Source organism: Actinoplanes sp. NPDC021490, assembly GCF_055562135.1.
On record NZ_JBVHFW010000004.1, the window covers coordinates 195,637 to 221,916 of the forward strand.

At 71.0% G+C, this 26,280-nt stretch carries 23 protein-coding genes; 9 read left to right on the top strand and 14 right to left on the bottom strand.

The features are described 5' to 3' along the window. Positions 1–2 precede the first annotated feature (2 nt). From ACZ3I4_RS12640 to ACZ3I4_RS12655, 4 genes are read right to left on the bottom strand one after another with little or no spacing between them, the layout of a single operon-like run. Positions 3–272, bottom strand: a complete 270-nt coding sequence (locus ACZ3I4_RS12640) for a DUF6510 family protein (protein WP_465382021.1) — start codon at positions 270–272, stop codon at positions 3–5. Beyond that, positions 272–1,027, bottom strand: a complete 756-nt coding sequence (locus tag ACZ3I4_RS12645) for a ferredoxin reductase (protein WP_465382022.1) — start codon at positions 1,025–1,027, stop codon at positions 272–274. Before ACZ3I4_RS12645 ends, ACZ3I4_RS12640 begins: the two co-directional genes overlap by 1 nt. Next, on the bottom strand, positions 997–1,596 hold the full coding sequence (locus tag ACZ3I4_RS12650; protein ID WP_465382023.1) for a sulfite oxidase-like oxidoreductase: 600 nt from the start codon (positions 1,594–1,596) through the stop codon (positions 997–999). Before ACZ3I4_RS12650 ends, ACZ3I4_RS12645 begins: the two co-directional genes overlap by 31 nt. A 41-nt stretch (positions 1,597–1,637) precedes the next feature. Then, a complete protein-coding gene (locus tag ACZ3I4_RS12655; RefSeq protein ID WP_465382024.1) occupies positions 1,638–3,239 on the bottom strand; it encodes a S8 family serine peptidase in 1,602 nt (533 codons plus the stop codon). Between the two features lie 225 nt (positions 3,240–3,464). Here ACZ3I4_RS12655 and ACZ3I4_RS12660 point away from each other — a divergent pair, with 225 nt between their 5' ends. Further along, entirely contained in the window at positions 3,465–4,139 is a 675-nt protein-coding gene (locus ACZ3I4_RS12660) for a hypothetical protein (protein WP_465382025.1), read from the top strand. Between the two features lie 70 nt (positions 4,140–4,209). Here ACZ3I4_RS12660 and ACZ3I4_RS12665 read toward each other — a convergent pair whose 3' ends face one another. After that, a complete protein-coding gene (locus ACZ3I4_RS12665; protein ID WP_465382026.1) occupies positions 4,210–6,219 on the bottom strand; it encodes a S8 family peptidase in 2,010 nt (669 codons plus the stop codon). A 155-nt stretch (positions 6,220–6,374) separates the two neighbouring features. Further along, positions 6,375–7,040, bottom strand: coding sequence for a hypothetical protein (locus ACZ3I4_RS12670; protein WP_465382027.1), 666 nt, complete (start codon positions 7,038–7,040; stop codon positions 6,375–6,377). 216 nt (positions 7,041–7,256) lie between these two features. Here ACZ3I4_RS12670 and ACZ3I4_RS12675 point away from each other — a divergent pair, with 216 nt between their 5' ends. Further along, complete coding sequence (locus ACZ3I4_RS12675; protein ID WP_465382028.1) at positions 7,257–8,021, top strand: hypothetical protein; 765 nt, start codon at positions 7,257–7,259, stop codon at positions 8,019–8,021. Between the two features lie 90 nt (positions 8,022–8,111). Continuing rightward, positions 8,112–8,780: a hypothetical protein gene (locus ACZ3I4_RS12680; protein ID WP_465382029.1), complete on the top strand. Its 669-nt coding sequence runs from the start codon at positions 8,112–8,114 to the stop codon at positions 8,778–8,780. A 122-nt stretch (positions 8,781–8,902) separates the two neighbouring features. Here ACZ3I4_RS12680 and ACZ3I4_RS12685 read toward each other — a convergent pair whose 3' ends face one another. Beyond that, the gene (locus ACZ3I4_RS12685) at positions 8,903–10,564 is read right to left on the bottom strand and encodes an IPT/TIG domain-containing protein (protein ID WP_465382030.1); all 1,662 of its coding nucleotides are present in this window, start codon (positions 10,562–10,564) and stop codon (positions 8,903–8,905) included. Between the two features lie 375 nt (positions 10,565–10,939). Between ACZ3I4_RS12685 and ACZ3I4_RS12690 the strand changes: the two genes are divergently transcribed. The 5 genes from ACZ3I4_RS12690 to ACZ3I4_RS12710 all read left to right on the top strand — a co-directional run bounded on the left by ACZ3I4_RS12690 (position 10,940) and on the right by ACZ3I4_RS12710 (position 15,150). Further along, entirely contained in the window at positions 10,940–11,677 is a 738-nt protein-coding gene (locus tag ACZ3I4_RS12690; protein ID WP_465382031.1) for an NUDIX hydrolase, read from the top strand. After that, positions 11,674–12,588, top strand: a complete 915-nt coding sequence (locus ACZ3I4_RS12695) for a protein kinase family protein (RefSeq protein WP_465382032.1) — start codon at positions 11,674–11,676, stop codon at positions 12,586–12,588. The genes ACZ3I4_RS12690 and ACZ3I4_RS12695 overlap by 4 nt, the downstream gene beginning before the upstream one ends. A gap of 11 nt (positions 12,589–12,599) precedes the next feature. Continuing rightward, positions 12,600–13,556 carry a hypothetical protein gene (locus tag ACZ3I4_RS12700; RefSeq protein ID WP_465382033.1) on the top strand — a complete coding sequence of 319 codons (957 nt, stop codon included), beginning with the start codon at positions 12,600–12,602 and terminating at the stop codon, positions 13,554–13,556. After that, positions 13,553–14,755, top strand: a complete 1,203-nt coding sequence (locus ACZ3I4_RS12705; RefSeq protein ID WP_465382034.1) for an adenylosuccinate synthetase — start codon at positions 13,553–13,555, stop codon at positions 14,753–14,755. Before ACZ3I4_RS12700 ends, ACZ3I4_RS12705 begins: the two co-directional genes overlap by 4 nt. A gap of 104 nt (positions 14,756–14,859) precedes the next feature. Then, complete coding sequence (locus ACZ3I4_RS12710) at positions 14,860–15,150, top strand: DUF1540 domain-containing protein (RefSeq protein ID WP_465382035.1); 291 nt, start codon at positions 14,860–14,862, stop codon at positions 15,148–15,150. 94 nt (positions 15,151–15,244) lie between these two features. Here ACZ3I4_RS12710 and ACZ3I4_RS12715 read toward each other — a convergent pair whose 3' ends face one another. The 7 genes from ACZ3I4_RS12715 to ACZ3I4_RS12745 form a co-directional block, all read right to left on the bottom strand. Next, positions 15,245–16,390 carry a DUF5925 domain-containing protein gene (locus ACZ3I4_RS12715; protein WP_465382036.1) on the bottom strand — a complete coding sequence of 382 codons (1,146 nt, stop codon included), beginning with the start codon at positions 16,388–16,390 and terminating at the stop codon, positions 15,245–15,247. Between the two features lie 46 nt (positions 16,391–16,436). Continuing rightward, a complete protein-coding gene (locus ACZ3I4_RS12720; RefSeq protein WP_465382037.1) occupies positions 16,437–16,889 on the bottom strand; it encodes a nitroreductase family deazaflavin-dependent oxidoreductase in 453 nt (150 codons plus the stop codon). A gap of 122 nt (positions 16,890–17,011) precedes the next feature. Next, positions 17,012–17,773, bottom strand: a complete 762-nt coding sequence (locus ACZ3I4_RS12725; RefSeq protein WP_465382038.1) for a class I SAM-dependent methyltransferase — start codon at positions 17,771–17,773, stop codon at positions 17,012–17,014. A 166-nt stretch (positions 17,774–17,939) separates the two neighbouring features. After that, positions 17,940–19,139, bottom strand: coding sequence for a VWA domain-containing protein (locus tag ACZ3I4_RS12730; protein ID WP_465382039.1), 1,200 nt, complete (start codon positions 19,137–19,139; stop codon positions 17,940–17,942). A 79-nt stretch (positions 19,140–19,218) separates the two neighbouring features. Beyond that, complete coding sequence (locus tag ACZ3I4_RS12735; RefSeq protein WP_465382040.1) at positions 19,219–21,621, bottom strand: DUF5682 family protein; 2,403 nt, start codon at positions 21,619–21,621, stop codon at positions 19,219–19,221. Next, positions 21,614–22,675, bottom strand: a complete 1,062-nt coding sequence (locus ACZ3I4_RS12740; RefSeq protein ID WP_465382041.1) for an ATP-binding protein — start codon at positions 22,673–22,675, stop codon at positions 21,614–21,616. Before ACZ3I4_RS12740 ends, ACZ3I4_RS12735 begins: the two co-directional genes overlap by 8 nt. A gap of 44 nt (positions 22,676–22,719) precedes the next feature. Further along, positions 22,720–25,494 carry an SWIM zinc finger family protein gene (locus ACZ3I4_RS12745; protein ID WP_465382042.1) on the bottom strand — a complete coding sequence of 925 codons (2,775 nt, stop codon included), beginning with the start codon at positions 25,492–25,494 and terminating at the stop codon, positions 22,720–22,722. A 77-nt stretch (positions 25,495–25,571) separates the two neighbouring features. On the opposite strand from ACZ3I4_RS12745, the gene ACZ3I4_RS12750 reads away from it, so the two are divergent. After that, positions 25,572–26,216, top strand: a complete 645-nt coding sequence (locus ACZ3I4_RS12750) for a Rossmann-fold NAD(P)-binding domain-containing protein (RefSeq protein WP_465382043.1) — start codon at positions 25,572–25,574, stop codon at positions 26,214–26,216. The last annotated feature ends 64 nt before the right edge of the window (positions 26,217–26,280 follow it).

A 26,280-nucleotide genomic window follows, 5' to 3' on the forward strand; every position in this document is an offset into this window, starting at 1 on the left:
GGTCAGTTGCCTTCGAGCGGCACTTCGAGCCGTACGCTGCCCCGCAGGTCGAGGAAGACCCGGTCGGGGGCGCGGACGACCGTGATCACGACGTCCTCGCAGCTCGGACAGCGCGCCACCAGGCCGGGCGACTGATGCCAGAGCAGCAGCGTGCCGACCGCGGCCGTGTGGGTGCAGCCCGCGCAGGTGTAGCGGGCCGCGGTCACGTCCATGGCGAAGATCTCGCGCAGGTCGCCGGCCATCGCGTTGCCGTCGAGCGGTGTCCCGTCCATCACGACGTACCCCCGAAGCGTTCGGTGCGGATCCGGCGTGGGTCGTGGCCGAGCGCGACCAGAATGTCCGCGGCGGTCTCGACGAACGTCGTGGGACCGCAGACATAGCAGTCCGGCTCGAAGTCCGGCGGCCAACCGTACGTGTTCAGCGCGGCCACGTCGATCCTCTTCGGGGGCGAGGGCCACCCGTCGGGAGTCTTGCGGGTGTAGGCGTAGTGGACGTCCAGACCCGCATCGTCCCGTACGCGGCGGCGCAGCTCGTCGGCGTAGAGCACGTCCTCCGGCGTACGCACCGAATAGAGCAGCCGGAACGGTTGCCGGGCGCCCACCGTGGCCCGGGCCCGCACCATGGCCATCAACGGCACCACGCCCGAGCCGCCGGCCACCAGCAGCACCGGCGCCGGTTGCTTGTCACGCCAGACGAACCAGCCGCCGACCGGGCCGCGTAGCTCGATCTGCTCGCCCGGCTGAACCACGTCGGTCAGATAGGGCGACACCTCGCCGTCGTCGAGCCGCTGGATGGTCAGCTCGACCTTGCCGGCGGGGTGCGGCCAGGCCGAGGCGATCGAGTAGCTGCGCTGCGCGCGGTACCCGTCCTCGGCGGTCAGCCGCACGTCGATGTGCTGGCCGGGCAGGTGGCCCGGCCAGTCCGGCACGTCGAGCACGAGCGTGCGCGCCGACGAGGTCTCCCACCGGGCCTCGGTCAGCGTCGCCGCCCGCCAGGTCAGTCGCCCTGATACCGCTGTTCGCGCCATGGGTCTCCGTACATGTGATAGCCCGCGGCCTCCCAGAAGCCGGGCTCATCTTCGGGCATCAGCTGCAGGCCGTTGACCCATTTCGCTGATTTCCAGAAATAGAGGTGCGGGACGACCAGCCGGGCCGGACCGCCGTGCTCGGGTTCGAGATCCTCACCATCGAACTTGTACGCCACCCAGGCCTTGCCGTCGACAAGATCTTCCATCGGTACGTTGGTGGTGTATCCGCCGAAGCTGTGGACCATCGTGTAGTCGGCGGCCGACTCGACGTTCTCGAGCAGGGTGTCGATCGAGACACCGCGCCAGGTCGTGCCGAGTTTCGACCACTTGGTGACGCAGTGGATGTCGACCGTGACGTCCTCGGCCGGCAGCGCCTGGAACTCGGTCCAGTTCCAGCTGGTCTTCTCGCCGGTCTCGGTGGTGATGGTGAACCGCCACCGATCGAGCGGGATGCGCGGGGTCGGCCCGGCCGACAGCACCGGGAAGTCGTGAGTCAGATATTGACCGGGCGGCAGGCCTGGCACCGACTCACGCCGCCGGCCGCCGAATCCCCTGGAAATGATGCCCATGGTTGATGAGTAAACCGCATGATCATTTCCTGGGACAGCGCTCAGAGCCGGATCACGTCGCTTGTCACGCCGGACACGACCACGCGGTGGTCCAGACCCGGGACAAGTCCGTCGAAACGCGCCACCTTCGTCGCGGGATAGGTGAGAACGGTCGTCCACTGGCCGCCCTCCCAGCGCTGGATCTGGACGGGCACACCCTCGACACCGACGACGAACACGGACAGGCGGCCGGAGCCGGGACGGACCAGACGGACGATCGGAGCGGCCGGCGTGGTCGGCGCCGGAGTCGCCGTCGGGCTGGGCGAAGGAACGGTGGGCGGGGTGGTGGGTGCGACGGCCGGCGTCGTGGGCGCGACCGCCGGGGTCGTGGGCGCGGGTTCGGTCGTCGGCGGGGTGGTGGGCTCGGTCGTGGGCGGGGTGGTCGCGGCGGGCGGCGTGCTCGCGTCCGGCGTGGGCGTGGGCGTGGGCGTGGCCGCGCTCGGGCTCGGGACGGCCGGGGCCAGGGTGGCCAGCGCTGCGGCGGCGTCGATCCGGCCCGCGCCGAAGTCGTCGTCGCGGCCGGGCACGCCCAGGTCGGCGGCCGACTCGGTGATGGCCTGCTCCACCTGGTCGGGCGTGAGGCCACGGTCGGCCCCCTTGAGCAGGGCGGCCAGGGCGGCGACGTGCGGCGCGGCCATCGACGTGCCGTTCATGCGGACGTAGCGGGAGCCGGGATAGGTGCTGACGATGTCGCTGCCGGGGGCGGCCACGTCGACGTAGCCGCCGCGGTTGGAATAGACGGCCACGGAGTCGTCCGAGGCGGTGGCGGCGACCGCGATCACGCCGGGGTCGGCGGCCGGGTAGGCGGTGGGGCTGCCGGTCCGGCGGGCGTTGCCGGCCGCGGCGACGACCACGACACCCTTGCTGCGGGCGTACGCGACGGCGTTGGTCACCGCCCCGACCTGCGAGGTCGCGCTGATCGAGAGGTTGATGACGTCGGCGCCGTGGTCGGCCGCGTACGCGATGCCGGTGGCCACGTCGGACATGTATCCGCTGCCGTTCGCGTCCAGCACGCGTACGGGAAGGATCTGGGCGTCGGGCGCCATTCCGGCGATCCCCTGGCCGTTGGCGGTCAGCGCGGCGATCGTGCCGGCCACGTGGGTGCCGTGCCCGTACGGGTCGGACGAGGGGCCCTCGGTGCCGGCGAGGAGGTCGGCGCCGGGCAGCACGTGCCCGGCCAGGTCGGGGTGCGTCGCGTCCACGCCGCTGTCGAGGACGGCCACGGTCACGCCGGCGCCGGTCGAGCGCGGCCAGGCGCCGTCGGCCCGGACGCGGGCGAGGTCCCACTGCGTGGGCAGCAGCGGATCGGCGGCGGCGGCCGACACCGGCACGTCGGTCTCGACGCTGACCGCGCGGGGCGCGCGCTGACCCTGGGCGACCAGGGCCGTGGCGGTGTCGCGGTCGGTGGCGGTGCGGACCGACACGACGGGACGGCCGTCGCGGTCGATCGAGGTGCTCACCACGCGTACGGGATGGGCCTGGGAAACGGTCGCCGGGAGCAGGTGCTCCGGCTGGACGCGGAGACCGTGGGTGACCGGCTGCCACACCGGCTCACGCTCGGGCATGGCCAGGGCGACCCCGCCCGCCACAGCACCGACCGCCACAATTCCACCAACGAGTTTCCGCATGCCTGACCTGCCCCTCCGAGATGTCTTCGTCAGGCATTTCGGGACGGGCGGGTGTCGTGGCGGGGAGCGATCCGGTGCAGCTTGGTTGATCGGTTCCGGACCCGTCTTCCGGCTCGGTGTGTCGGCCGTTTTAGTGAGTTTTGTCCGTTCGGGGTGGCAGCATGGGGCGGTGATACCGGCCGACCACGGGAACTGCGCGCGATGACTGTGCACGACGAGAACGGCGTCTACCACTCGGGGACGCGGGCGCGGCGTATCCAGCGGCGCAAGCAGTTGGGGGTGGGGCTGGCCGGGCTGGCCGTGTTCGGCGCGGCCGGGCTGTTCGTGGTCCAGGCCATCGATCTCGCCGGGAGCACGACCGCCCTGGAGCTGCCGGTGACCGCGCGGACCTCGTCGCCGACGCCGTCACCGTCACCCTCGCCGTCGGCTCCGGCCTCCCGGTCGCGGACCAAGGTTCCCGTCCCCGGCAAGGCGACCCGGTCGGGGGCCCGTCAGGAGCGCAGCCCCACGCCTACGCCGTCGTCGACCTCCCCGGTCCCGTCGTCACCGGCCGTGGCCGCCGCCGGCCTGGTGAACCGGCACGACGAGAGCACGGCGGGCGGGACCATCCGGGTCACGTCGGCCGGATTCGACCTGACCGGGGAGCGGGAACTCGCGCTCGTGGGCGACGAAGGCTGGACCGTGGGGCGGGCGCGGTGCACCAAGACCGTACGGAACTCGCCCGGGGAACGTCCGCGGGTGGTGCCGTCGACCCTGGTGTGCTGGCGGGTTTCGCCGAAACGCAGCGTAGTGACCGTGGCTGTCGCCGGGCGGGGCCGTCCGTCGTCGGAGGAGAGCGTGGCGGCGATCGAGCGGGAGTGGGCCCGGCTGGGCTGACGGCCCGGCTGGGCTGACGGCCCGGCTGGGCTGACGGCCCGGGAACCGTGGCTCCCGGGCCGTCGCTACTTCAGGCGATCTTGACGGGCGTCGTGGTCAGGCCGGTGACGGCGGTGGTGCCGGGCACGACGACCCGGACCTTCGCGCCCGACGGCAGGCCGGTCACGGTGGTCACGCCCTGGGCCGCGGTGAAGCTCTTCACGGTGACCCACTTGTTCTTCTCGTACCGCTGCACCTGAGCGGTGCTCGCCGGACCGGTCAGCTTGACCGACAGCTTGCGCGCGGCCGGGCTCGACACGGTGGCCGACTTGCGGACCGTGAACGAGGTGACGGCCGAGGTCGTCGCGTTGGAGGTGTCGGTTGCCAGGACCGTCAGGCGGACCTGGAAGTGGGCAGTGGCCTTGACGTTGACGGTGATCCGGCCGTTCCCGTCGGTGGTGAAGCGGGTCCAGCTGACGCTCGACGAGCCGGTGGCGTTGACGCCGAACTGCACCGGCTTGTCGGCCCAGGCGGCGTTGCCGGCGCTCACCGTGTAGGTGATCGAGGCCGCGCTGCCGTAGACGACCGACGTCGACGGGGTCGTCGCCTTGACGACCGGGGTGACCTTTGGGGCCGCGGTGGTCTTGCTGGGCGTCGGGGTGGGGCTGGTCGTCGTCTTGGTGGGAGTCGGGGTCGGGCTGCTCGTGGTCTTGGTGGGGGTCGGGGCCGGGCTGGTGGTGGTCTTGCTCGGCGTCGGGACAACGGTCGTCGGGGCGCTGGTCGGCGCGGTCGTCGGGGCGCTGGTCATCGGGGCGCTGGTCGGTGCGTTGGTGGTCGGGGCCGTCGTGGTCGGGGCGGTTGTGGCCGGGGCGGTCGTGGCGGTCGTGACCGCGGCCAGCGCGGCGGCGGCGTCGATCCGGCCGTAGCCGAAGTCGTTGTCGAAGCCCTTGACGCCCAGGTCCACGGCCGAGGTCTCGAGCGCGTTCTCCACCTGGTCGGGGGTGATCGCGGGCTGGTACGCCTCGAGCAGCGCGGCCACGGCGGCCACGTGCGGCGACGCCATCGAGGTGCCGTTCATGGAGGCGTACCCGGTCTTGCTGCCGAGAACGGTCGGGTAGGTGCTGAGGATGCTCGACCCCGGCGCGGCCACGTCGACGTAGCTGCCCGCGTTTGAGTAAGTGGCGATCTTGTCGGCCGAGTCGGTGGCGGCCACGCCGATCACACCGGCGTCGGCCGCGGGGTAGCTGGTCGGGCTGCCCTGGGCGCGCTCGTTGCCGGCCGCCGCGACGACCACGACACCCTTGCTGCGGGCGTACGCGATGGCGTTGCTGACCGCCGTGACCTTCGAGCTCGACCCGAGGGACATGTTGATCACCTTGGCGCCGTGGTCGGCGGCCCAGATGATGCCCTCGGCGGTGTCCGACATGTAGCCGGAGCCGTTCGACCCCAGCACCCGTACGGGCATGATCCTGGCGTCCGGGGCGATGGCGCTGATGCCCACCCCGTTGCCCGTGACCGCCGCGATGGTGCCGGCCACGTGCGTACCGTGGCCGTTGGGGTCGGTCGTGACCCCGTCGGTGTTGGCCACGGCGTCGTAACCGGCGACCAGGTTGGCCGCCAGGTCCGGGTGCTTGGCGTCGACACCGGTGTCCAGCACGGCGACCACGACACCGGCGCCGTTCGACTTCGTCCAGGCGTTGGCCACCGAGATCTTGGTGAAGTCCCACTGCTGGCTGCGGTAGGTGTCCGAGCCGCTGGGCACCTCGGACGCGGTGGACACGGCGTCGAGCTCGACCCCGACGGCGCCCCGGGCCGACTGCCCCGCCTTGACGGCCTTGGCCGCCGCACTCTTGCTGGTGGCCGTGGTGACCTTGATGACCGGCTTGCCGTCGGCGTCGAGGCTGGTCGTCACCACGCGGACCGGCGCCTGCGTCGACACGGTCGTGGGCAGGAGCTGCTCGGGCGCTTCGCTCAGGTTGAAGGTGGCGGGCTGCCACTCACTCGCCGAGGTGACGGTCGCGGGCAGGGCGATCGCGGCGCCTCCGGCAACCGCACCGATGGCAAGTGCGCCCATGGCATAGCGGCGCAGGTGCTTCTTCATGGTGGTCCCTCTCCCGTTGTGGTCGAGGGAAAAAGTCGGCAGTCGTTTCGTAAAGGCCAGACATTCCTCCGGTGCAGCTCGGTTGTTTGGCCCGAGGCCAAAGGAAAGCTCCCCAAGGCGAGCAAGCCGTGGGGAGCCAATTGCCGCGGGTGGGATCAGACTGGGCTGCTGATCGCACCCTTGACCGAAGCGGTGTCGGAGACGGTGACCTGGTACCGCCGGCCGGCGGTAAGGCCGGACAGGATGGTGGTGGGCCCCGTGGCGCGGGTAGCCGACACGAGCAGCCACTGCTTCTTCTCCTGGCGCTTGAGCACCAGATATTGGTTGTCGAATCCGATCAACGTGACCGTCAGGTTGGTGCCCTTACGCGCCGTGCGCAGACCGACCAGGGGCCGCACGGTCACCGTGTCCGACTCGTAGGCCTGAACTTGGTCGTCCTCGGGCACCACCACTTTGACGCGCACGGGTGAGGTGAGACGGTTGGTCCGGGTCGTCACCACCCCTTTCGTGGTGGTCGTCGCGTCGACGCACACGAAATCCTGGTCGAGGGCAGCTGTGCACATCTGGACCGAATGCTTCGCCAGGGGATAGTTGTCCGCCTTGACGGTGAACGACAGACTTGCCGTCGCCGGATAGTTCACCAGTCGTTCGGTGGCGCCGGTCGTTACGGTAGGGACCGGCTTCTCGTCAAAGCCGTCCACGCCGGCTGACCGGACTGCGGCGGCGGCGGACGTCGAGTCGGCCAGCGTGAGAGTCGTGCCGCTCGCGAGAGCGCCCATAGCCAGGGCGCCCGCCGCGTACCGGCGCAGCAGTTGGTTCATCTCCGGTCCTCTCTGTTGTCGTGACCAGAGGGATCGGCAGGCGGTGGCTCCTCTTTACGAAGCGGCAGTGCCGATCGCCTCGGCAACGTGCAGGCAACTCTCAGCGATAGCTTGTTGGTTTTGGTGCGCTTTGTCCCTTCCGTTGGGACGATGAGGTTTCGGGGTGCGCCGGCATTGCGCCGGCGCATCGGAAGCCGAAACGCAAGGGGCAACGACATGACCATCGACGATCGTCACGATGAGGGCGGCGTCACTCAGTCGCCGGCCGACGGCCGCGCCACGCGGCGCCGGAAGATTGCGGTCGGAGCGGTCAGCCTGGCGGCGCTCATCGGCGGCGGCACCTATCTGGGCGTCAGCCAGACTGCGGATCACGGCAATGCCGTAACCGGGGACCCCGGGGCTCTCAGTGTCCTGGTGCCGTCGGCCTCTGCGTCCGCCTCTGTCGCGACCGCGCCATCCCCGGCAGCCACAACCGGTGCGGGGAAACCGTCGGCCACGGCGCCGTCAAAACCGTCTCCGTCCGCCTCGCCGTCGCGGAAGCCGAAAGCCGCAAAGACCACGAAGCCCGTCGACAGCGAGAAGGTGAAGAGGCAGATCCGGGCGGCCCGTGAGGCCGCTGAGAAGGACGGGCATCCAGTGGCTCGGGGGTTCAAGGCCAAAGCGGGGCCTGTTGCCGCCTCGCAGCGCACTGAGAACACTGCGGCAGGCACTCTGCGAGTGATCACGGCACACGGAGATCTCTCCGGTCAGCGGGAGCTCATGTGGGCGGCCGACGAGGGGATCAAGGCCGGGAACGCCCAGTGCACTCAGAAATTTCGATTCAGCCCTAGTGAACCGGGGCGTGAGAGGCCCAGCATGTTGCTTTGCTGGCGCACCTCCGCGAACCGCAGCGTAGTGACGCTCGCGGTCGCCAAGAAAGGGCGGCCATCGTCGGCGTCGAGCGCGTCGGTCATCGACAAAGAATGGTCAAAACTCGGCTGATCAAGCTTGCTTGTTCTGGCACGATCGTGCCCAATCGATTCAAGGATTTCACAGATGAATACTTACGATGCGCGTGTCTATCGATCGGCGGTGAGCCGCAGTGTCCGGCGCTGCGGGCCCGCGATGGCTCCGGCCCTGGGCCTGGCCCTGATTCTGGGGATCGGCGGTTGTGGCCAGGACGATGGCAGCAAGACGACCGCGGCCGCGGTGCAGCCGGCCGAGAGTTCGAGTGCCGGCCCGCCGAGCGCGGTGACGTCACCGGCCGGCGACCCCGCAGCCGTCACTCCGGGGGTGAGCCCGTCGCCGTCCCGCAGTCCGCTGAAGTTGACGCCTTCCGAGCAGGCGCGGGTGGAAGCAGCCCGCAAAGCCGGCAAGGCCAACACCGTGATCATCAGACCGCCGGTGCCCGGGGCGCAGGTGGCCGCGACCGAGTCGATCGAGGGCCTCGAGGTGAAAGAGGTAGGTGACGTGCGAAAGGACCGGGCGATGATGCGCATCGTGTCCGCGCGCGCCGACCTGACCGGAAAGCGAGAGCTCGCCTGGGTGGTCGACGAGGGCGAGAAGGTCGGCACTTCCCGGTGCACGAAGAAGATCAAACTTAGTAACAACATCAAGCCGAGGGTTCGCCCCACCTTGCTGCTGTGCTGGCGTACCAGCAGCAAGAAGAGCGTCTACGTGGTGGCTGTGGATCTCAACGGTAAGCCGTCGAAGTCGAAGACCGTGGCGGTCATCAACAAGCAATGGGCCAAGCTGGGCTGAGAACGGCGAAGGCCGGCCGCGTGTCCGCGGCCGGCCTTTTTGGTCCCCTGCGCCATACGAAAGGGCCGGCGGCCCGGCGCTTTCGCGCCGAGCCGCCGGTTGATGTGGTGCGAAGGGTCCGATCAGAACGGAGCGACCGTGAAGGTGGCGCCGCTGGAGACGATGGACTCCTTGTAGGTCAGGTCAGCCGCCGGGTCCGTGATGGGCGAGCCCTTGCTGACGACGGTCACGTTGTAAGCGCCATCCGGCACGCGGACACCCTGCTCAACCGTCCAGGTGCCGGCGGCGGCACCGACCGCCGCGGTCGCGAGCGCCGGCTTGGAGAGCGTCACGCTCAGGCGGTCGCTGGCGACGGAAAGGATGACCGAGCCGGGCGCGATGTTGGTGCCGGTGGACTGGACGAGCGTCCGCCCGACGTCAGCGGCGTTGAACTGCGCGTTCGAGCTGGTGACAACGGGGCTGTCCACGGTCGTGCTGAGGTTGGCGACCGTCAGAGCGCCACGCGGCAGGCCGGTCGTAACGCCGGTGACCGCTCCAGCGGTGGTCACAGCCGCGTTGAGAGTCGCCACGTTACCGGCCTGGTTGATGGAAGCGATGGTGGTGTCGGCGGCGATGACGCCAGGCGCGCCGCCCGCCGTGACTTCCAGGCCGATGTCGGACGCTGCGAAGCTGCCCGCGGTCAGCGTGATCGTTCCGACGCCGCTGGGGCCATTGTTGGCAAGGGTTCCAGCGCCCCGGACCGTACCGGCCGAGATCGTCGGGAAGCCGGCGTTCACGAGCGGGTACGCGGCCGCGGCGTCGACCCGCTGCGACAGGATGAGCGTGCAGATCAGCTCGGAGTCACTCACCGGCAGGACGTTGAGGCATTCGGCCGTCTCGCCCTTGACCTTGGCGACAGTGCCGGTCGGGTCGTAGTCGCCCTGCACCAGGTAGACCTTGGCCTTGCCCAGGGCCCAGCCGAAGTCGTAGTTCAGCAGGTCGGTGGCGAAAACGTCCAGGTCCTGCGTGATGTTGGACGCGGGCGCGGTGTTCGGAATGACCGACACACCATTGATGTAGTCGAACGCCTTCAGCGAGTTGTTGGTGCCGGACGCCGTGCTGATCGACAGGGTGACGTCGTCCTCAGGCGCGTGCGCCGGCGTGACGAACGAGATCTGGCCGGACGTCGCCGACGTCACCGGCGCGTTGAGGCCGCCTACCTTGACCGTGATCGCGCTAGTCGAGGTCGGGAAGTTCGTGCCGTTCACCGTGACCGTCGTGCCGCCGAGAGAGGGGCCGGACGTCGGCGAGATGCTGCCGATGGTGGCTGCGGCCGACACCGAGTAGGTGGTGTTCGCACCCAAGGCGACGCCGTTGGCCGCTGACGGGTAAATGCAGACGTTGAACCGGGCGGTGGTCACGCCGGTGTAGGTGGTGACCTTCGCCGGAACCGTGAAGGCGACCTTGTTGTCGGCGATCTTCCGGACGACCGTCGCCTTGGCGATACCGGTGTTGCCGGCCGTCGGGTCGGCGTCGACCGGCGGCGACGCCGGGTGCAGGGCCGGGCACGTGGCCTGGTAGAAGTACACGACCGGAGAGGTGTAACCGGCCAGGAACGAGCCTGCGCCGGTGCCGGTGAGGTTGTTGGTGCCGCCGGCGGGGCCCGAAGTGGCGCTGAGCGTGAGGGCGACGGCCGCCGAAGCCGGCGACGCGACTACGCCGAGTGCGGCGGCGACGGTCGCAGTCGCGATCCCAGCCTGTACCTTGCGGCGCCGGGATCCGGAGGTTGTTGCGGACTTGCGCATGCGAGGTCCTCCTACGGTTACAAAGAACCGCTTATGGGATTGGTGTGCCCGAGCGCTCGCAGCGGCATCGGGCAGGTCTCGCCGGAAGCGTAACCGCGGTTAGAGAAGTCATTCTTCAAGACTCATGAAGTTGAATATTTGCTGGCGGTGCGACGGTTCAACCGCCGGTTATCACATGACTCGACTTCTTGTCCGCGGAATGGCGAATTGAGCGCGATCGTGATTCGGAATAGTTTCTGTGCGCCGTCTTCGTATGGCCCGGCGTTGCCCGCCTTCGTCAGGGGTGCGAGGTGGGGGCTTTCGGAGGCAAGCGTCGGCGTGCTAGGTTCTTCTCGAACCGAGAAATACTCGAACTGAGACCAACTGAGGTGCGGGATGGGCGAGGAAGAGTTTCTGGCCGGGTACGACCCAGGGGCCTACCCGTCGGTCGCCGTCACCACCGACGTGGTGGCGCTGACCATTCGGGACGGGCGGCTCTGTGTGCTGCTGGTCGAGCGGGCCGAGCATCCGCACGCCGGCCGCCGCGCCCTGCCCGGTGGGTTCGTCCGCGACGAGACGTTGGACGCGGCGGCTCTGCGAGAGCTGTCCGAGGAAACGGGCCTGGGTGTGCTCGAGCGGTTGCACCTCGAGCAGCTCCGGACGTACGGGAATCCAGGTCGTGACCCCCGCATGCGGATCTTCTCGGTGGCCTATCTGGCGTTCGCGCCGAGTCTGCCCGAGCCCAGTGCGGGCGGGGACGCCGCGGGCGCCTACTGGGTGCCGGTCGAACAGGCCACTGACCTGGCCTTTGACCACGACGTGATCCTGGCCGACGGCCTCGAACGAGCCCGGGCCAAGCTCGAATACACCCCGCTGGCCACGGCCTTCGCGGGCGACGAGTTCACGATCTCGGAGCTGCGGCAGATCTACGCCGTGGTCTGGGGCGAGGAACTGCACGCCGGCAACTTCCACCGCAAGGTCCTCTCTGTTCCCGGCTTTGTGGAAAGCACCGGCGAGACGGCTGCGCGTGGTGGGGAACGTGGGGGGCCGAAGCCCAAGCTGTACCGGGCCGGCGACGCCCGGCTGCTGCATCCGGCGCTGCTGCGGCCGACCCGTGAGGACGACGTCCGATGAGGTTCGCCGAGGCGGTCGAGCGGATCGAGCGGGCCACCACCTTCGCCGAGCTGAGCGACGGCGACGGCGACGGCGACGGTGAGGCCGCTTACCGGGCGTACGCGAAAGCTGTGCATCCGGATGCGGTGAGCGAATCGGACAGCGCGACCGCCACCCGGGCCTTCGCCACGCTCTCGAGGCTCTATCACCAGCGCAGCCAGTTCGTCGTCACCGGTGACATCGCCGACCTCATGGCCGACGGCGACAACCTCAACAAGATCCCCCGCAGTCCGGCCGACAACGACCTGATGGAGGCCGAGGCGGCCGCCCTCCGGAGGCTGCACGACTGCGGCGACCCGAAGTATCGGCCCTACGCGCCGCGGCTGAGGGACAGCTATCTGCACGAGGACCACGAGCGGAAACGGCGGCGCGTCAACGTCATCGAGCAGCTGGCCGGCTTTGTGCCGTTGAGCGAGGTGCTGGCGGGCGGGCAACGGGATCCGCGCGATGTGGCCTGGATGTGGCGGCGGCTGCTGGTCGGGCTCGGCTGGGCTCACCGTGCCGGCGTCGTTCACGGGGCGGTTCTCGAGGAGCACGTACTCATCCACCCCGGCCGGCACGGGGTCGCGCTCGTCGACTGGTGCTACTCGGGGCCGCACGTCAAGGCGATCGTCGCCCGGCAGCGGGACGCGTACCCGCCCGAGGTGCTCAAGGAGAAGACCGCCGGCCCGGCCACCGACGTCTACATGGCCACCGGCCTGATGAGCCGGCTGATCAAAGACCCGCCCAAGCAGCTGCGACGGTTCGCCGACGGCTGCCTCTACAAGGCGCCACGCATGCGCCCGCAGGACCCGTGGCGCCTGCTCACTGAGCTCGACGAAACCCTGCACAACCTGTACGGGCCCCGGAAGTTCCGGCCCTTCACGATCTGACGGAGGACACAATGGGAAGCGGACGCTGGTCAACTGACGTCTACACCGCCGCCGACAACTACCGCCGGGCCACCGGCACGAGCGCCTTCGCCTACAGCGACAGCGGCGCCCGCAAGGCCCACGCCGCCCTCGATCCCAAGGGCGTCGGCAAGCGCGAGAGCCGGGACAGCGCCGAGCACCCGTTCAGCACGCCGATCGCGGTGCTGTTCGACGTCACCGGCTCGATGGGCGGCGTCCCGCGGGTGCTGCAGACCAAGCTGCCGCAGCTGCTGGGCCTGCTGACCCGCAAGGGGTACGCGACCGACCCGCACATCCTGTTCGGCGCGGTCGGCGACGCCACCTGCGACCGGGTGCCGCTGCAGATCGGGCAGTTCGAGTCGGACAACCGGATGGACGAGGACCTGGCCCGGATCGTGCTCGAGGGCGGGGGCGGCGGTCAGATGATGGAGTCGTACGAGCTCGCCATGTACTTCATGGCCCGCCACACCGCGCTCGATTCCTTCGAAAAGCGCGGCCGGCGCGGCTACCTGTTCCTGATCGGCGACGAGATGCCGTACGCGAAGGTCAAGCCGCGCGAGGTCGACAAGTTCCTCGGCGAGCGCACCGAGCCGATCAGCACCGAGGCCCTGGTCGTCGAGCTCCAGCGGACGTTCGATGTCTACTACCTGCTGCCCACCGCGGCCGGTCACGGCGGCAACCGTGACGTGCTGAAGCGGTGGCGCGAGCTGCTGGGACAGAACGTGCTGGAGCTCGACGACCTGGATGCGGTGTGCGAGACGATCGCGCTCACGGTGGGTCTGGGCGAGGGCACCATCGACCTCGACGCCGGGCTCGACGACCTGGTCGAGTCGGGTTCGACGTTCAAGAAGACGGTGGGCAAGGCACTGGCTCCGCTGCAGCGTGGCGGCGTGGTGCGGCGGGGCACGCTGCCGGTCGGGAACGCGGCCTCGGGGAACGAACGGCTGTGAACGAACACGTCGCGGTGGTCGACCTCGGCTACGGGGACGCCGGCAAGGGCACTGTCGTGGACGCTCTGTGCGCGGCCACGACAGTGCGGGCGGTGCTGCGCTTCAACGGGGGAGCGCAGGCCGCGCACAACGTGGTCACCGAGGACGGCCGGCAGCACACGTTCGCGCAGTTCGGCTCGGGCACGCTGCGGGGCGTCCCGACCCACCTGACCCGTTTCGTGGTGGTCGATCCGCTCGCGCTGGCCTCCGAGGCGGCCGCCCTCGGCAACCCGTTCGAGCTGCTCACCGTCGACGGGGACGCCCTTCTGGCCACGCCGTGGCATCGGGCGGCCAATCAGCGGCGGGAACGGGCCCGCGGCGGGTCACGTCACGGTTCGTGCGGCATGGGCGTCGGCGAGACCATGGCGTACGCGTTGAGTCACCCCGGCGCCCCGCGAGTCTCCGACACCCTTTCCCGTACGGGACTCCGCCGTCGCCTGGCCGCGGTGGAGTCCGACCTCGGGCCGGCCGGGGTGCCGCTCGACGACGTCGTGGACGCGTTCCTGGCCTTCGGCCGCACGGTGTCGATCGTCGGGTCCGAGCACACCGGGAAACTGCTGTCCGAGGGTCCGTGCGTGTTCGAGGGCGCGCAGGGTGTGCTGCTCGACGAGTGGCGTGGCTGGCACCCGCACACGACCTGGTCGACGACGACGTTCGGCAACGTGTCGGCGCTGTGCGGCTCGTTCGCCCGGCTCGGCGTCGTCCGCACCTACACGACGCGGCACGGCGCCGGCCCGTTCGTGACCGAGGACCGGACGCTCGACCTGCCCGAGGGGCACAACGCGACGGGGGAGTGGCAGGGCGCCTTCCGGGTCGGGCACTTCGACGCGGTCGCCCACCGGTATGCGGCCGAGGTGGCGGGCGGCGTCGACGGGCTGGCCGTGACCCACCTCGACATTCCGGACATCTGCCCGGCCCTGCGGATCTGCGAGTCGTACACGGTCGACGGCGAACCGTGGACCCGGATCGTCCCCGGGCCCGCGCGCGATCTCGGCTACCAGGCCGCGCTGACGTCGCGCCTGAACCGGGCGCGGCCGGGCTCGCTGACCCGGCCCGAAGACTGGGCGGCGGCCATCGGCGGCCTTCTGTCCGCCCCCGTGGAGATCGAGTCCTATGGGCCGAACGCGGCCGACAAGAAGATGCTGAATCGCATTGCTTAGGTGCGCCTTACCTAATCAAACAAATTCGTGGTGTAGTTTCGGCATTTCCGGGAAATGGTTTATGGTCGACGTGACCGGGTTGATTTAATGGAGGCGACGATCCCATGACGCAGATGCTGGAAATGCCCCGCGTGCAGACCTGCACGGTGACGAGCTGTGGCTACAACCACGACGGTTGCACCGCCTTCGCGATCACCATCGGCAGCGCGATCTCCGCGGAGTGCGACACCTACGTGACCGGCGACAAGGGCGGCATGGGTAAGGCGTTGGCGCAGGTGGGCGCATGTAAGCGCTCCGACTGCACGCACAACCAGAACCTCGAGTGCAAGGCGCCCGCGATCGTGGTGGGCGAGTCCGGCGACAAGGCCGACTGCCTGACCTACGACAAAGGCTGACCCACGCTCGTAAAGCGCCCGCCGTCGCTCCTCGCGACCGGCGGGCGCAATTCTTAAGGTAAGGCGACCCTTTCTTTGGGTAGCCTTTCTTTGTTTACAGATACATACCCGTACTGGGTTCCGGCTTGGGCACCGTTACCGGTTCGCTGCCCGTCTTGAGCGCGAACAGTTCGGCCAGAGTCGCACCGTGCGCGCCGATTCCGCGCGTGGTGCCCAGCCAGGCGACCGCTTCGGTGTACGGCAGCCGGCCGACCTCGATGCTGGCCAGGCAGCGCCCCGGCCGCACGACGGCCGGGTGCAGCGAGGCCAGGTCCTCGTTCGTGGTGATCGCGATCAGCGCGTTGCGGCCCTGGCCGAGCAGCCCGTCGGTGAGGTTCAGCAGACGCGACAGCGACTGGCCGGCACTGGCCTTGGCCTCGCCGCTGATCAGCTCGTCGCAGTCCTCGAGCATGAGCAGCCGCCAGCGCGGCTCGTCCTCGTCGTCGCTGCCCAGCGCCACGCTCATCAGATAGGCCGGATCGTTGAACAGGCGCTCGGGGTCGAGCACGCAGTCGACCTGACACCACGAGCGCCACTGCTGGGCCAGCGCGCGCAGGGCCGTCGTCTTGCCGGTGCCGGGCTCGCCGTGCAGCAGCAGAAGGCGGCCGCTGATCGTCGTGGCGTCGAGCGCCATGAGCCGCTCCAGCGTGGCCGCGACCGGCCCGGCGTAGTTGCGCCGGATCGACTCCCACGGTGCGGCGTCGATCTCGCGGGCGGCGCGGCGCGGGCCGTGCTGCCCGAAGTGCCAGAATCCGATCGGCACGTTCTCGGGCGCCGGCTCCGGTTCCCGTACGGCGTCCCGGGTGGCCGCCTCGAGGATCGCCTCGGCCAGTTCGGCGCTGACCGCGGTAACCGTGACGCGGGCGCGGCGGCTCTGCTTCCAGCGGTTCACGTGCAGCGTCCAGCCGTCGCCGACGGAGAGCCGGCCCTGACCGTCCTCGTCCAGAGCATCCCGTACGACGCGGGCGCCCTCGGCGGTCAACGGCGCGTCGGCGCGGACGTTCTCGAGGTACTTGCTGCGGCCGTACGGCTCGCGGCCGGTGACGAAAGCATCCAGCGCGAGCAGGTCCACCACGTCGACCAGGCGGTCGCCGTCGTCCACCGCGCCGGCCAGCGGCAGGGTGGACGACGCGGGCGCGACCGGCGCCTGGTCGACGTGCCGGCTGCCGAGCCGATCGACGGACTGGTGGGGAGCGCGCATACTCCGATGATCGTCCGTCGATGCCCGGATGGCATCAGGTTTTTCCTCAGTTCACCCGCGTCCCCTGCCGCCTGGTGAGGACGAACACCGGGATGAGGCGGTCGGTCTTCTTCTGATATTCGGCGTAGTTCGGGAACGCGGCGACGGCCCGCTCCCACCACACTGCCCGCTCGTCACCCTCGACCTCACGGGCGACGTAATCGTGCTCCTCGGTCTCGTCGCGCAGCTCGACATGCGGGTTGTTGCGCACGTTGTAGACCCACACCGGGTTCTTCGGCGCGCCGCCGAGCGAGCCGACCACGGCGTACTCGCCGTCGTGCTCGACCTTCATCAGCGGCGTCTTGCGCAGCTTGCCGGTCTTGGCGCCGACCGAGGTCAGCAGCACCACCGGATAGCCCTGCAGCTCGTTACCGGCGGTGCCGCCGCTCTCTTCGATCTGATCAGCCTGCTTGCGGGCCCAGTCCGACGTGCTGGGCGCATATTCTCCAGTTAAAGGCACGATGTCAGCCTAAGCCGCTCCGCCGTGCCCCGCCGGGCCAGCCCGTCCCGCGCCCGGACCGCTCGCCCAGTTTCGCAGCTGCCCGGCCGGCTCCGCGTCTGCTCGCCCGCCTTTTGTCCGGCTCAGCGCAGACCGACGACCGCCGCGTCCGTGCCGCCCCGCCACAGCACGCCGGCCTCGCTGAAGCCGGCCACCCGCAGCGCGTCGACGTGCCACAGCGCCGGCGGCGTCCATTCGTGGCTGTGCCGGGTCTGCGGATAGATCCGGTCGCGTTCCACCGCCTTGGGCGCCAGGAACTCGTCGGCCGCCGCCCGCGCCCACCAGTCACCCCACGAGGTCGCCGCGCCCGACTGGTATCGGGCCTCGCGCTCGGCCCGCCCGTGCGCCCGCAGCCGCTCCGACAAGGTGGGCAGCGACTCCTCGGGCATGTGGTCGGCGTTCACAAAGATCCCGCCCGGCCGCAGCACCTCCCAGACCTCGCCATAGAGCGCCGCCACCCGCTCGGCCGGCAGCCAGTGCAGGGCCGTAGCGGTCAGCACCGCGTCGAAGCCCTCCTCCGCCAGCTTCGACCGCCATCCCGGGTCGCCCAGGTCGGCGTCGACCACCGTGCCCCGGTCGCGCAGGCTGGCCGAGGCGATCGCCATGAGAACCGGATCCTGGTCGAGCACCGTGACCCGCGCCCCCGGAAACCGCGCCAGTGTGCGGAGCGAGATCGTGCCCGTCCCGCCGGCCAGATCGAGCACCCGCGGCGTCGCGTCGTCGCTGATGGCGGCGACCGCCTCGAGCATCGCGGCGAACCGCTCCTCGCGGTCGTGCAGGAACGCCTCCTGTTGTCTGTCCCAGCTTTCCTGCCACACGCGAGGGTTGCTCAAGTAAGCACTCATGGCTCATACGCTAATTACCGCAGAGAACCCTCACAAGCCTCCTCCCCGTACGCCCCGGACCGTCACAACACCCCGCTTTCCCGTACGCCGCCCACCGTCACAAAACCGCTTTTCCGTACGCCGCGGACCGTCACAACACCCCGCCTTCACGCATGCCGCGGACCGGTCACAACACGCCTCCCGCGCGCTGGTCGGCGAACCGTTCGGCGAACGCCTGAAGGTCGCGACGCTCGATCGCGGCCGCCATGAGATCGGGGAACGCGTCCGGCGTACAGGCGAACGCGGGCACCCCGAGAGCCGCCAGCGCCGCCGCGTTCTCGTGGTCATAGGCCGGCGCGCCCTCGTCGGAGAGCGCCAGCAGCACGACGACCTGCACACCGGCCGCGGTCATCTCGGCCACCCGGCGCAGCATCTGGTCGCGCACCCCGCCCTCGTACAGGTCGCTGATCAGCACGAAGATGCTGTCCCGGGGCCTGGTGATCAACTGCTGGCTGTACGCGATGGCCCGGTTGATGTCGGTGCCCCCGCCCAGCTGCGTTCCGAACAACACCTCGACCGGGTCGTCGAGCTGGTCGGTCAGGTCGACCACCGAGGTGTCGAAGACGACCAGCGACGTACGCAACGACTTCATCGACGCCAGCACGGCCGCGAACACGCCCGAGAACACGACCGAGGCGGCCATCGACCCGGACTGGTCCACGCACAGCACGACGTCCCGTTGCACCGCGCTCGTGCGACGCCCGTACCCGATCAGCCTCTCGGGAATGACCGTGCGGTGTTCGGCCTGGTAGTGCTTGAGGTTGGCCTGGATCGTGCGGTTCCAGTCGATGTCGGCGTGCCGCGGCCGGTTGATCCGGGCGGCCCGGTTGAGCGCGCCGGTCACCGCCGCCCGCGTCTTCTGCTCGATCCGCTTCTCCAGCTGCTCGACCACGGTGCGAACCACGTGACGGGCCGCGTCCTTGGTCTTGTCGGGCATCACGCTGTTGAGCGAGAGCAGCGTGCCGACCAGGTGCACGTCGGGCTCGACCGCACCCAGCATCTCCGGTTCGAGCAGGAGCCGGGTCAGGTCGAGCCGTTCGATCGCGTCCTGCTGCATGACCTGCACGACCGTGCTCGGGAAGTATTCGCGGATGTCACCCAGCCAGCGCGCCACCTTGGGCGCCGACCCGCCCAGGCCCGCGGACCGGCGGCTGCCCCTCTCGCCGGCGCCGTCCTTGCCCTGGTCGTAGAGCGCGGACAGCGCCGAGTCCATCGCCCCGTCACGGCCCGTGGCCTTGCCCAGCGCGTCATCGGCCGGCCCGCCGAGCACCATCCGCCACCGCCGGCGCCGCTCCCGTGTCGCCTCGTCCACGGCCTCGTCGCTCATCGTCCGTCCCCCGTCTCGATCTCGCGGTCCGATAGCGCGCTCATCGTGGGTGCGTCGTGGTCTCGCGGCCCAGCTGCGCTCATCGTGCGTCTCCCGTCGTGATCTCGCGGCCCAGCAGCGCGCTCAGAGTGGGCAGTACCAGGTCGGCCCGGGCCGGATCGAAGCCGAGCCCACCGGCCGCCCGCCCGGGATCATCGCTGCGCGGCCCGGCGATCCGCTCGCCGATCGCGCGCCGCTCACCCGCCTCGAACGCGCCGAACGTGCGGCGCAGCAGCGGCAACACGTTGTCGAACGCGTCGGCCGCGATATCGGCCAGCCAGTCGTCGAGCAGCTCCAGCAGCGCGTCGTCGTGCACGAGCAGCAGGCCGCCGCCCGACAGGAAACCCTCGACCCAGGCCGCCGCGTGCGCCGGTGGCGTGCCCACGGTCAGCGGCAGCCGCAACCGCCGCCGGACCTCGGCGCCGTCGAGCCGTCCCGCGTCGAGCAGCAGCCGGGTCAGCCGGCCGGCGAGCAGCCCGTGCAGGTCGGCCCGCCCGGCCAGCGACTCCAGAGTGGACAGCCAGCGGTCGCGCAGTTCGTCGTCCTCGAGCAGGCCGACCGCGCCGTGCACACCGTCGACGCGGTCGCGCAGCACCTTGGCCGCCTCGTCCGACAGCGATCCGACGGCCGAGGGCAGGGCGGCGCAGACCCGGATGAGCAGGCTGGTGGTCACCGTGGCCAGCCCGGCCACGTCGGTCCGGCGCACGTCGCCGTAGCGCAGCGTGCGGGCCAGCGCCGGGATCGCCGCCATCAGGTGGTTCACGTCGGCGTCGAGCGCGGCGCGGGCGTCCAGGGAGGCCAGCACCCGCGGGTACGCCTCCGACAGGTCGGCCAGCAGGCACGTCTCCACGAGCGCGGTCACGTCGGCCAGCGTCTCGGCCTTGTCCGCCGCCCGGATCACCTTGGCCGTGGCCGCCGCGGCGACCGTGGTGCCGTACATGCTGCCCTCGACGAGGCGTACGGCGAACTCGGGTTGCCATCGCAGCCGCCACTCCTCGCGGAAGGTGCCCGTGCCCCGCCGGGTCGCGCTCGGCTCACCCCACGGCACCTCGATCGTGCGGAGCCGGTGCAGCAGGCGGCTGCGCTTGAGATCGGTGTCCTTGCGCAGGTCGAGATCGAGAGCCCGTTCGAGCGCCTCGGGCTTGAGCCGTGCGGCGCGCTGCTGGGCGGTCAAATCCTTGGCCAGCGGTACGGACGGCATGTCGTCGGGCACCCCGCCGAGGCGCTCGCCGACCACGAGCTTGCGCGTGATCAGTTCGACCCGAAGCGGTTCGCCGTCGCACATGACGGCCTCGGCCGCCTCGGTGACCTCGGCCAGTCCCGCCAGGGGCCGCCCCCGCATGGTCGCCAGCGCCTCGGCCAGCCGGGCCGCCTCGATGACGTGCGCGGACGACGTGGGCACCCCCTCGGCCCGCAGCACCCCGGCCGCGTCGACCAGCCAGCGCGGCACGACCTCGTCGGCCGACGTGAACAGGTGGTGATACCAGCCGGGTGAGCTGACGCCCGCGCCGTAGCCCGACCACGACGCCAGCCGCCCGTACGTCCACGGCACCCAGGTGAAGTCGACCTTCGCCTTCTTGCGTCCCTTGAGCAGCGCGTTGTCGTCCTTGACGGCGACCTTGCGGGTGAGCGCGGGCACGTGCCACGCCCCGCACACGACCGCGATGTCCTCGTACGACTTGCGCACCTCACGCAGAACGCTGCGCATGTAGGCCTCGCGCACCAGATCGTCCGGATCCTCGGGCGACTCGTCGCGAATGGCCGTCATCGCCTCGGCAATGGCCTCGAACGCCGGCATCCCCCGATGCTCGACAACGTCCTCCCACCAGCGCTCCGGATCGTCGTATCCGGCCGCGGCGGCCAGCTCGCCGATCGGGTCGACCGGCCGCTGCGGCTTCGCGGGCGGCTCGCCATCGTCCGTCCCGCTCCCATCCGGCTCACCGTCAGCCCCGGCCTCACCCGGCAGCGGCCCGTCCTGCGAGCTGGGGTCACCTGGCCCCGGTCCGTCCTGCGAGCTGAGGCCACCTGGCCCCGGACCGCCCTGCGCGTCGAGGTCACCCGGCACCGGTCCGGCCGGCGCGCCCGGATCAGCAGGCGTCGGAGTCGGCGCCGGCAAGCGTGCGTCACCAGTCAGTCGGTAGGCGAACGGCAGATCAAAGAAACGCACCGGAACGCCGCGCTCGACCGCCCACCGGATCGCCTGCCACTCCGGCGAGAACACGGCGAACGGCCAGAACGCCGCCCGCCGCGGATCGTCGGCGGCGTAACCCAGCAGCGCCACCGGCGGCTCCAGGTCCGAGTCGGCCACCCAGCGCACCAGCGCGTCGGCCTCGGGCGGGCCCTCGATCAGCAGCACGTCGGGCGGCTGCCGTTCGAGTTCCTGCACCACGGCCCGGGCCGAACCCGGACCGTGATGACGGATGCCGTAGAGACGCTCAGGCATCGCGGGCGGCCCGGTAGAAGTCGCGCCAATCGGCCCGCTCGCGAACCACGGTCTCCAGGTATTCGCGCCAGACCACGCCGTCGGAGTTCGGGTCCTTCACGACCGCGCCGACGATGCCCGCGGCCACGTCGGCCGGGTGGAGCCGGCCGTCGCCGAAGTGCGCGGCCAGCGCCATGCCGTTGGTGATCACCGAGATGGCCTCGGCGGTCGACAGCGTGCCGGTCGGCGACTTCAGCTTGGTGCGGCCGTCCTCGGTCAGGCCGCTGCGCAGCTCACGGAAGATCGTCACCACCCGGCGGATCTCGTCGAGCGCGGCCGGCACCTCGGGCAGGTCGAGCGACGTGCCGAGCTGGGCCACCCGCCGGGCGACGATCTCGACCTCGTCGTCGGCCGAGGCGGGAATGGGCAGCACGACCGTGTTGAACCGGCGGCGCAGCGCGCTCGACAGCTCGTTGACGCCGCGGTCGCGGTCGTTGGCCGTGGCGATCAGGTTGAAGCCGCGCTGCGCCTGCACCTCGGTGTTGAGCTCGGGAACCGGCAGGGTCTTCTCGGAGAGGATCGTGATCAGCGCGTCCTGCACGTCGGACGGCACCCGGGTGAGCTCCTCGAGCCGGGCGATCGTGCCGGTCTGCATGGCCCGCATGATCGGGCTGGCCACGAGGGCCGCCTCGGAGGGCCCCTCGGCGAGCAGCCGCGCGTAGTTCCACCCGTACCGGATGGCCTCTTCCGGGGTGCCCGCGGTGCCCTGCACGAGCAGCGTCGAGTTGCCCGAGACGGCCGCGGCGAGGTGTTCGGAGACCCACGTCTTGGCCGTGCCGGGGACGCCGAGCAGCAGCAGCGCCCGATCGGTCACCAGCGTCGACACCGCGACCTCGATGAGACGGCGAGGTCCCACATACTTCGGGGTGATCTTGGCGCCGTCGCCGAGCAGGTAGGTCACCACGGCCTGCGGGGAGAGGCGCCAGCCGGGCGGGCGGGGCCGGTCGTCGGCGTCGGCGAGCAGGGCCAGCTCGTCGGCGTACTGGTCCTCGGCGTGCGGGCGCAGAGCGGTCACGGGTAACTCCAAAATCGCGATCGTGGTCCGGGCATGGATGCGGGTCAGGCCGGTTTCAGCTCGTCGAACATCTCTTGGCGGAACGTCAGCGTGCGGGCCAGATCGGCCACCGGGCGTACGCGGGAAGGGTCGGCCGGCTCCTGATCGAGCTGCAGCGCGAGACGGCTCACGAGATCGGCATACTCCGGCGGCATCGCCACCCCGGCCTCGCGGCACAACTCGCCCAGCTGCCAGCTGTGCCGATCGGTGCGGGCGCGATGGGCGATCGTCTCGAGAACGGCCACGGACAGCTCCTGAGGCCAATGGCCGGGATGGATCGCGAGCAGCCGGTTGGCCAGACCGTCGTCGCGGCGCAGCGCGTCGGCGGCGAGCCGGCCCAGCTCATCGGGCGGCAGAATCAAGTGCAGGTCCCACCGTACGGATTCCCGCAGCGACCCGGACACCTCGGTCAGCAGCGCCGAGGCCCAGACCGGATCTTGCTGGACCACGGCGGCCTTGGCCCAGCCGTGCAGCAGCGGCGCCTCCCAGTCGTTGCCGCGCGCCAGCCGCAGCATGGTCGCGGGATCCGACCACGTGTCGAGCGGCGTGCCCGCGACCACCTCCTCGAGCAGCCACGCGCTCACGCCGATGCCCCGCGCGGGGGTGGAGGCCACACCGTCGCGGCGCAGACCGGCGTCGAGCTCTTCGGGCGGGGTCACAACCAGCCGGTCGGCGCCCAGCATCCGGCGCTCGCGCCGCACCAGCGCTCGCGCGCGCTCGGCCATGCGGTCACGCAACCGCGAGCCGGGCAGCCGGCGCAGCAGGTCGAGCGCGGCCTCCCGCACCTCTTTGCGCCGGTCGTCGAGCGCCCGCTCGAGGAACGGTTCGTCGTCGGTGGACAGGCCGGTGGCCAGCGCGCCGACGAACCGGGCCCGATCGTCGGAGGATTCCTCGGCCCACGTGCTCTCGAGCAGCTCACGCCCCTGGGCCGGGTCGGTGCCGCGCAGGTGGGTCAGGTGGCCCACGCGCTCGCCGGAGCTGCCGGTGTGCCAGTCGGGCCGCTCGACGATCACGGTCGTCTCGTCGCCCAGCCACCGCCAGTCGGCCCGCATGCCGGCCAGCCAGGCGCCGCGGCGACCGGCCACCCGGGCCAGGGCGGGCCGGACGATCGAGTTGCGGCGGCCCGCGTCGAGCAGCGCCGGCAGCGCGGCCGGGGGCACGTGGCCGCCCCGCTCGGCCGCGGCGGCCAGCCACTGATTGAGCAGTTCCTGCGCCAGCTGGGCGCCGCCGGGCACGGCCCCGGCCAGGATGCGCAGCAGGCGGACGCCGGCCGGACCGGGCAGCGGCGCGCCGGTCTCGTCGGGAGTGGCCGGCACCGCCTCGTGGCCGTCACCGGGCAGCACGCCGGCGCGACGGCGGGTGAGCGCCACGGCAGCCGCCTCGAGCAGCGACGCCTCACCCGTCCAGGGCCGGCGGTTGGTGCCGACCAGGGCCGAGGCCAGCAACTCGGGCGGCAGCTCGGGGTGGCGCACGGGGCTGGGGTCGGGCACCGGGGGAGCGGCCGCCACGAACCCGCCCTCGGCCCAGGCCGCGAGCGGGCGCAGGCCGGCCGGCGACCACTCGGCCGCCACCGTCGCCGCGCGTCCGCCCGCCGCGGCCAGCAGCCACCACGGCTCACGATGCCCGGCCGCGAGCGGCAGTCCATCGCCGGACTCGTCGACCAGCCAGCCATCGGCGCTGGGGACGACGCCGGTCAGCAGGACGGGCGCGTCGAAACGCCACGGCTCGGCGGCGACGGTCGCGCTGTAACCGGCGAGCGCCCGGGCGAGCGGTTCGGCGCCGCTGGGCTCACGGAACGGCTCGGCCGCGCTGAGCTTCTCGGCGACGAGCGCGCGCAGTGGAGCCGAACCGGGATAGAACGCCAGCTCGCCGCGGAACTCCGTGCCGGGCACGAGATCGGAGGTCATCGGCTGGCCGGGCGCGGCGAACGAGAGGACCAGCGCGAACCGGCCGGTCGCCTCGCCGCGCAGCCAGGTGCGCCGGGTCGTCAACGCGCCGTCGTCGGTCTCGACCTGTCCGAGCACCTGCCACCGGTCGGCCACCCGCGGGCCGGCCAGCACCTCGTCGGTGGCGACCGGGAACCCGATGCGGCTGCGCACGGTCGCGGCCAGCTCGGGCGGCAGGTCGGCCAGACGGTCGTAACCCGAGACGAGCAGCCGCAGCAGCGCCAGCTCGCCGAGCAGACGGTCGGCCCAGTGCGGCCCGATGCCGGCGATCGAGCCCAGCCGCCGGACCGCGCCCGCCGCCGTGGGGGCCTGCGCGTCGACCAGGCGGGCGGCCATCGCCTCGAACGGCTGAGGCCCGCCGCGCTGGGCTCCGGCCAGGCCCTGCCGCACCTGGTCGTCGAGCCATCGGCGCAGCTCGGTCAGGCCGCCGGCCACCCGCTCGGCGCGCTGCTCGACCCGCTTCGCCGCGGCGGCCGGATCGGGGGTGGAGGCGCCGCCGCCCGGCTTGGCGGCGGCCCGGGCGGGCCGGGCGGCCTGCCACTCCCGGGCGAACTCGGCGGCGGGCGCGTCGGCCACATCGGACTCGGCCCACAGCAGGAGCAACGCCAGCGAATGCTTGCAGGGGATCTTGCGGCTGGGGCACGAGCACTTGAACGCCGGCCCGGTCAGATCGACGCAGACCTGATAGCTGCGGCATTGTCCCCAGAGGATGTCGTCGAGCCGGCCGGTCGCCGACCAGGAGGCCGGGAAGGACAGGGCACGGGCGGCCTTGACCGACGAGGCATCGGGGGCGAGTGTCTCGGCCTGAGCTGCTGACCAGCGTTCAACGGGCACGGGAAAACCCTAGGGTGCGGGTACGACATTTTCGCCGCCTCCGCTCGGTCCGGCCGGCCCGGTGGAATGATCGGACGATGAAGGTCGTGGTCTTCGGGGCAACCGGCATGGTCGGCCAGGGCGTGCTGCGCGAATGCCTGCTCGCCCCCGACGTCGAACAGGTGCTGGCGGTCATCCGGACCCCGACCGGCCTCACCCATCCCCGCCTGCGCGAGGTTCGCCTGGACGACTTCACCGACCTCGGGCCGATCCGGGAGGAACTGCGCGGATACGACGCGTGCTTCTACTGCCTGGGCGTCTCCTCGGTCGGCCTGGACGAGGCCGCGTACACCAAGATCTCCTACGACTACCCGATGGCCGCCGCGCGCACGTTCGCGGAGCTCAACCCCGAGACCACTTTCGTGTACGTCTCCGGCGCGGGCACCAATCCCGAAGGACGCCAGATGTGGGCCCGCGTGAAGGGCCGGGCCGAGCGCGACCTCATCGAGCTGCTGCCCAACGCGTACGCGTTCCGCCCGGCTCTGATCCAGCCGACTCGCGGCATCCGCTCAAAGACGGGCTGGTACAACACGCTCTGGACGGTCACCGGGCCGATCATGCCGCTGCTCGATCGGGTGGCTCCGAAGTACGTCACGACCACCGACCGGGTGGGCCAGGCCATGCTCCGCGCCGCCCGGGTCGGCTACTCCCAGCGCATCGTCGAGAACGGCGACCTCCGCTGACGCGGCGGGGCCGAGCGGCGTCTCGAGGGCGGGCGTGCGGGCCCACTGACCCCACGTGACCGCG

Excerpts from the sequence above, each read along its gene's own strand:
- ACZ3I4_RS12640 (WP_465382021.1), bottom strand. The coding sequence starts at position 272 with ATGGACGGGACACCGCTCGACGGCAACGCGATGGCCGGCGACCTGCGC.
- ACZ3I4_RS12645 (WP_465382022.1), bottom strand. The coding sequence starts at position 1,027 with ATGGCGCGAACAGCGGTATCAGGGCGACTGACCTGGCGGGCGGCGACG.
- ACZ3I4_RS12650 (WP_465382023.1), bottom strand. The coding sequence starts at position 1,596 with ATGGGCATCATTTCCAGGGGATTCGGCGGCCGGCGGCGTGAGTCGGTG.
- ACZ3I4_RS12660 (WP_465382025.1), top strand. The coding sequence starts at position 3,465 with ATGACTGTGCACGACGAGAACGGCGTCTACCACTCGGGGACGCGGGCG.
- ACZ3I4_RS12665 (WP_465382026.1), bottom strand. The coding sequence starts at position 6,219 with ATGAAGAAGCACCTGCGCCGCTATGCCATGGGCGCACTTGCCATCGGT.
- ACZ3I4_RS12670 (WP_465382027.1), bottom strand. The coding sequence starts at position 7,040 with ATGAACCAACTGCTGCGCCGGTACGCGGCGGGCGCCCTGGCTATGGGC.
- ACZ3I4_RS12675 (WP_465382028.1), top strand. The coding sequence starts at position 7,257 with ATGACCATCGACGATCGTCACGATGAGGGCGGCGTCACTCAGTCGCCG.
- ACZ3I4_RS12685 (WP_465382030.1), bottom strand. The coding sequence starts at position 10,564 with ATGCGCAAGTCCGCAACAACCTCCGGATCCCGGCGCCGCAAGGTACAG.
- ACZ3I4_RS12690 (WP_465382031.1), top strand. The coding sequence starts at position 10,940 with ATGGGCGAGGAAGAGTTTCTGGCCGGGTACGACCCAGGGGCCTACCCG.
- ACZ3I4_RS12695 (WP_465382032.1), top strand. The coding sequence starts at position 11,674 with ATGAGGTTCGCCGAGGCGGTCGAGCGGATCGAGCGGGCCACCACCTTC.
- ACZ3I4_RS12700 (WP_465382033.1), top strand. The coding sequence starts at position 12,600 with ATGGGAAGCGGACGCTGGTCAACTGACGTCTACACCGCCGCCGACAAC.
- ACZ3I4_RS12710 (WP_465382035.1), top strand. The coding sequence starts at position 14,860 with ATGACGCAGATGCTGGAAATGCCCCGCGTGCAGACCTGCACGGTGACG.
- ACZ3I4_RS12715 (WP_465382036.1), bottom strand. The coding sequence starts at position 16,390 with ATGCGCGCTCCCCACCAGTCCGTCGATCGGCTCGGCAGCCGGCACGTC.
- ACZ3I4_RS12725 (WP_465382038.1), bottom strand. The coding sequence starts at position 17,773 with ATGAGTGCTTACTTGAGCAACCCTCGCGTGTGGCAGGAAAGCTGGGAC.
- ACZ3I4_RS12730 (WP_465382039.1), bottom strand. The coding sequence starts at position 19,139 with ATGAGCGACGAGGCCGTGGACGAGGCGACACGGGAGCGGCGCCGGCGG.
- ACZ3I4_RS12735 (WP_465382040.1), bottom strand. The coding sequence starts at position 21,621 with ATGCCTGAGCGTCTCTACGGCATCCGTCATCACGGTCCGGGTTCGGCC.
- ACZ3I4_RS12750 (WP_465382043.1), top strand. The coding sequence starts at position 25,572 with ATGAAGGTCGTGGTCTTCGGGGCAACCGGCATGGTCGGCCAGGGCGTG.